The organism is Vibrio genomosp. F10 str. 9ZD137 (assembly GCF_049974785.1).
Classification (GTDB): domain Bacteria; phylum Pseudomonadota; class Gammaproteobacteria; order Enterobacterales; family Vibrionaceae; genus Vibrio.
On record NZ_JBNGCJ010000152.1, the window covers coordinates 1 to 968 of the forward strand.

The following is a 968-nucleotide window of genomic DNA, read 5'->3' on the forward strand; positions in this document are numbered from 1 at the left end:
CCGCTCTTCCGATCTTTCTTAAAAGCGCCTGACATGTACATGGAAAAACTCGTGGTTGGCCCTGGTGCGAAAGGCTGCATTGACCTTGATAAACCGCTTACAGAAAACCTTGAGAATATTGCGAAAGCACTCGGTAAAACATTAGATACATTGGTTGTCACCACACTTGCTAAGCCTCGTCATGACAAAGTGATCGCAGAGATGCAGGCCATGGGCGTGCGCGTTTTCGCTGTGCCAGATGGTGATGTGGCAGCTTCTATTTTAACCTGTATGCCTGACAGCGAAGTCGATGTTATGTACTGCATCGGCGGTGCGCCTGAAGGTGTGGTGTCAGCTGCGGTTATTCGCGCACTTGACGGCGACATGCACGGTAAATTGATTCCTCGTCATGAAGTAAAAGGCGATACCGAAGAAAACCGTAAATTTGGTGAAGACGAACTGAAACGTTGTGCTGAAATGGGTGTGGAAACCAACGTGGTGTTAAAAATGGAAGATATGGCGCGCAGCGACGATGTGGTTTTTGCCGCAACGGGCATCACTAAAGGTGACCTTCTAGAAGGCATTACCCGTAAAGGCAATATCGCGACAACGGAAACCTTAGTCATCCGTGGCCGCTGCCGTACCATCCGTCGTATTAAATCAATTCACTACCTAGAGCGTAAAGATCCAGAAGTACGCGACCATATTTTATAGTCGCAGTAAGCACTAACTTGCTCTAATGGCGATTGTAGATAAAAAGAAAGGCTTCCTCGTGAAGCCTTTTTTGAACATCACTGTTAGTGATCTTTAAGCAGAGTGAGTAATCACTACCCTATGCCCTTCTTCATCAGGCACAAAATCCATAAAATTCTGAACCGCTTCTAATGCATCTTCTTGATAGTGGGTCACATAAAGAAGTTGACTCAAATTGGCTTTAGCAATTCGGTTTAAAGCAAAATAAACCAGTTTTCGATAGATCGGAAGAGCGG

1 protein-coding gene and 1 pseudogene are annotated in these 968 nt (G+C 45.7%); one reads left to right on the top strand and one right to left on the bottom strand.

The annotated features are described in order from the left end of the window. Positions 1-693 (top strand): class II fructose-bisphosphatase (gene glpX / locus ACP45E_RS01930; protein ID WP_069584639.1); only part of this gene is annotated, 693 nt, incomplete at its 5' end. Between the two features lie 93 nt (positions 694-786). Here the strand turns inward: glpX and ACP45E_RS01935 are convergent. Beyond that, positions 787-968 (bottom strand): annotated as a pseudogene (locus ACP45E_RS01935) (ABC transporter); the annotation flags it as partial.